The sequence below is a fragment of the Methanobrevibacter sp. genome (genome assembly GCF_045646045.1).
GTDB lineage: Archaea > Methanobacteriota > Methanobacteria > Methanobacteriales > Methanobacteriaceae > Methanocatella.
Genome location: NZ_JAZRJY010000054.1, coordinates 1 through 4,530, shown reverse-complemented (window position 1 = coordinate 4,530; position 4,530 = coordinate 1). Strand labels below are relative to the sequence as shown.

The following is a 4,530-nucleotide window of genomic DNA, read 5'->3' as shown; positions in this document are numbered from 1 at the left end:
GTATGTTTTCCATGATTCAATACACCTGCATTATAGGTAAATGCATTGTTTTTAATTTCTGCAGTGACATTTTCACCATCAACGGTTAAGTTTGCTAATGTGTAGATATTGACACCAGGATCTGCTGTACCTTTGATTACTGAGTTATTGCCATATGAAACAGTTGGTGCTTTTAAGCTAGCGTCGATAACTTCAAAAACAGTATCATGAGCCACGGTAAATCCATTGCTGTATATATGTCTGTTCTCTCCAGTGTTATTCATAAAAATACACTCGTCAAGTAGTGCTGTAACTTTAGGGGAGGTTGCAATGGCTCCGGTGGTTGCATGGTTATTTACAAAGTTACTGCCGTCTACAATTAATGAAAGCTTTTTATTATATGGGTTTTTGATTAAAATTGCAGAACCCAACTTACCGCTATTGTTATTGAAGACACAGCTGTCAATGTATGCATTTGAACTTCCGTCAAGACATAAGACTCCTCCGTCTACATCCTTGTTGGAGTTGTTTTCAAAATTGGATAGGCTAATATCCACGGTTACTTCAGTAGTGTTGGCATTGACATATATTACTCCACCTTCGAGTTGAGTTTTTTCTCCTAAACTATTTTTGATATTGTTTTTCACGAAATTAGATAGGCTTACAGATGCATATCTGGAATTGTTTCCAATATATATTGCAGATCCTTTAACAGCAGTATTCTGTTCAAAATCACATGAAAGGATTGCTGGTTCAAATTGGGATATGTTTTTAAAGTGAACTGCTCCTCCTTCACGTGCAGTGTTGTTTATGAATTTGGAATCTGTGATTGAAATATCTTCATAACCTAAGGATGTGACTGCTGCAGTACTTACTTTTAAAGGAGCGACATTATTTATGAAATTACAGTTGTCAATTTCTAAAGATTCTCCGTCACTAAATATGGCTGCTCCACCGTTTCCGGCAAAGGATGTTTTTGTAATCTTATTGTCTGTAAAATTACATGAATCCAGTGAAAGATCTCCGTGATTGACTATAGCTCCATAATTTGTATTTCTGTTGTGAAGTCCTCTGAATGTTATACCATAAATATAGACTTCAGCATTTTCACTGACTATTATGAAATTCGCATCGCCGCCCTGCGCATCAAAGACCACAGTTTCCAGTGCAATAATATCTAAAGTCTTATTGGATATTACTACTTTTGCGTCGTTATATGTGCCATTTTTAATATATATTGTATCTTCATCACCGGAATTGGCTACAGCTTCAGCTAAAGTATCATATTCCACATTTGTACTTACGACGAGGAAGTTGCTGTAGGTTTTAGAAATTGTAAATGTTGTGAAATTCATAGCAAGATAAAAGTTTTCATCAGCATCGCGCATAGCAACAACTGTATGATTTCCTAAATCAAGGCCTGGCAGCGGCATGCTTCCTTTACCGTTTACAACTTCAAGCTGATAATATTTATTTCCAACAAAAATAGTGTAATTGTAATCAAAATTAGCACTAACATTTAAAACAGGTGTTTCAGGTATTAATACATTATTTACTTCAAGATTTAATATTGTTCTTGCTTTATCAATAAATATTTTTGCATATCCTGTCTCATTTAAATAGAATTCATTTCCCCATAAATCAGAATAATAGTCATGGCCATAGAAATAATCCACACTATCTCTTTGAGTATTCAATCCCGGCATTATGATTTCATGTGTTCCCCCAGACAGCATGCCTAGGTTTATTTTAAATTTAGTACTTTCAAAGTTAATAACATCTCCGAATAGAGTTTCATCATCTAAAACTCCGGCTAAAAGAGTATAATTTTCATTTAAATTACAACCCCAATCAAAAGTGCCCTCAAGAATATATTCACTACCATATGAACCATCATTTGCATTTATTTTAAACTTCAAATCATATTCATTATACTTTAAATCATATTCCACTTGTGGGGATGCATATATGTTTCTATACATGTTTGCATTATTGGAATCAAAAACACTGTCAGTAATGTTTAGGATACTGGTACCATATCCTATATAAACTGCTCCTCCCCAAGCAGCAGAGTTTAATGTAAATTCACTATCAGAGACCTTAAGATTGCTGGCAGATATTGCTCCTCCACTAAAGGAGCCTTCATTTAAGGTAAATTTTGAGCCAGTTACAGTTAAATTTGAATTACTATCAGCATAAATGGCACCACCATAATTTGCAGAATTGGAAGTGAAAGTACAATCATCTATAATTACATTGCTTTTAGAACTAAATTCTACATGGCTATTTGATTCAAAAGTACAATCATTCAGTGTTAAATTTGAATACCTCGCATAAATCGGGCGTCCAGGTTCCTTGTTAGAACCACTGATATAATAAATCCCATTAGTTGTAATATTATTAAATTCACAATTTGAAATGATACTCTCCGCATACTCATAGAAGTATAATGCCGCTGTTGAAAAGTGACCGGTTATAATTATATCTTCCATAATAAGTTGAGAATTTCGGTTTAGTTGTAACAAATAACTTTGAGAATCTGCTGAAAAAATGACGGACTCATAAGAATTATCTTTAGGTCTAATTGTGACATTTTTATTTTCAATAACTACATTAAAATTTTCAGCTTCAGTATAAGTTCCCATTGCAACAGTAATTACACCAGACCCACCATTAGGAATGGCATTTACGGCAGCACTTAAATTTTCAAATACTTCAGTGCCATTTAAAATAAAAGAACCATTTATAATCCTAAAAGTAGTTTTAGGATAACTATATCTTTTTTCCTCATTTTTCATCATGTAAATGGTATAGGAACCCTCTTCCAATTCAGTGAAAGTTGCAGTATCGATTCCATTACCGTTACAAGCTTGTCTATCATAGAAATTACCATTTTTATATAAAACAGCATAGTTAACATCATCATTCACATCAGGAGTCATTGTAACTGATCTTTCTGCATAATCTACCTCATAATCAAAGTCTCCATCTATGCTTCCTTTAAAATCACAATAGTAAAATGAATGGGTTCCTCCATCTTTATTATGAGCGTCGTTAACATCATCACCCACTTTATTGCCCTCAAAATAACAGTATTCAAATGAGGCACTGGATCCAGAACCTTCAATACAGACGGCTCCTCCTCCGGATGCTGCTTTATTGTTTATGAACCGGCAATTTCTGGCTATGAGTGAACATGAATCATCATCAATAAATATGGCTCCACCCCAGCCATAACCTCCAGCTAAATTCGTAAAAGCTTTATTATTTTCAAATATACAGTTGTTCACGGTCAAATACCCTTCATCAATTTCAATAGCACCGCCCTGAAATGCACCTCCATTTCTAAAGGTTATACTGTTGAATGTAACGTGTGCATTTTTATCATTTATACTAAAGAACCAATTAGCATTATTGCTTCCATCAAAAATAACTGCTCCTGAATCATAGGGGGCAAATGTTAAATATACTCCATCACTAATTGTAATTCCTCTATCGTCCGAATCGGAACCGTATGTGCCGCCTCTAATTAATATTGTTCCTCCATTATTATCACAAGCTTCATCAACAGCATCATCCAAATCTTCGTACCAGGTTCCAGCATATAAAAAACAGCCGTATGATGCTTTAAGCACATCATCGTTTGAAGCGGAAAGCACCTCATTTGATTTGGAAGTTACCTTCACCTCATTCGAAATTGATTTTTCATCTCGACTATCAGTTACATTAATTTCAACATCTCCGCCACTTTCACTCTCCGGCGAAATAGCGTTGTCTTCATCAACAGCAACAGAAGTTGCTGCTATCTCGGTATCGCTGACTTCTTCCATTAATGTTTCATTAGCATCAGCCGCTGAAATTGCGCCAATACTTATAAACAATACAAGGATTATCAGCAATATCCCTATCGTTTTTTTCTTCATTTTAAAATACCTCAAATTTGTAAGTAATTATAGAATATTCATTCAAAAAATTTACTCAATAATATTTCTCAGTTTATTGTTTTATAAACTTATTGTTGTTTGAGGAATTAAAACTATAAATTTAGTTTTTATTTTCCAATATAACAAAACGTTTGTTCTTAAAATTAATTTTACACTTCAACCGAACGTTCGTTCTCTATATCATTTAATAACTATAAAATATAAATTGTTTAATGTATGAATACAAAACAGTTAATTTTAGAAAATACTTTAAAATTAATGATAGAAAAACAAGACTCTCTCATTTCTATTAGAGAAATAAGTGCATCCTCCGGAATTGCAATTGGTGGAATATATCACTATTTTTCAAATAAGGAAGAAATATACGATGAACTTATTGAAAAATATTATATGAATTATTACAGATTCAATATAGACAAACTCAGACAGATAAATGGTAATGCAAAAGAAAAAATCCATGATGTCATGGCTGAAATTTTTAAGCAGAAACAAACCGGAATCAATATTGAATCTATTGATGATGAAATAGACTACAGAACCATATTATTGATTTTGACTGCAAATGGATTTGCTCATGAAAATTTTCAGGATTTATGCCAAATCCTCC

Annotated in this window: 2 protein-coding genes; one reads left to right on the top strand and one right to left on the bottom strand. The window is 33.3% G+C overall.

Annotated features, from left to right (window positions below; genetic code table 11):
- Nucleotides 1–3,902: right-handed parallel beta-helix repeat-containing protein (locus ACKI5C_RS03300; protein WP_407431799.1), on the bottom strand; the 3,902-nt coding region annotated here is incomplete at its 3' end.
- Between the two features lie 237 nt (nt 3,903–4,139).
- Between ACKI5C_RS03300 and ACKI5C_RS03295 the strand changes: the two genes are divergently transcribed.
- The coding region (locus ACKI5C_RS03295; RefSeq protein ID WP_407431798.1) for a TetR/AcrR family transcriptional regulator at nt 4,140–4,530 on the top strand (391 nt) is incomplete at its 3' end.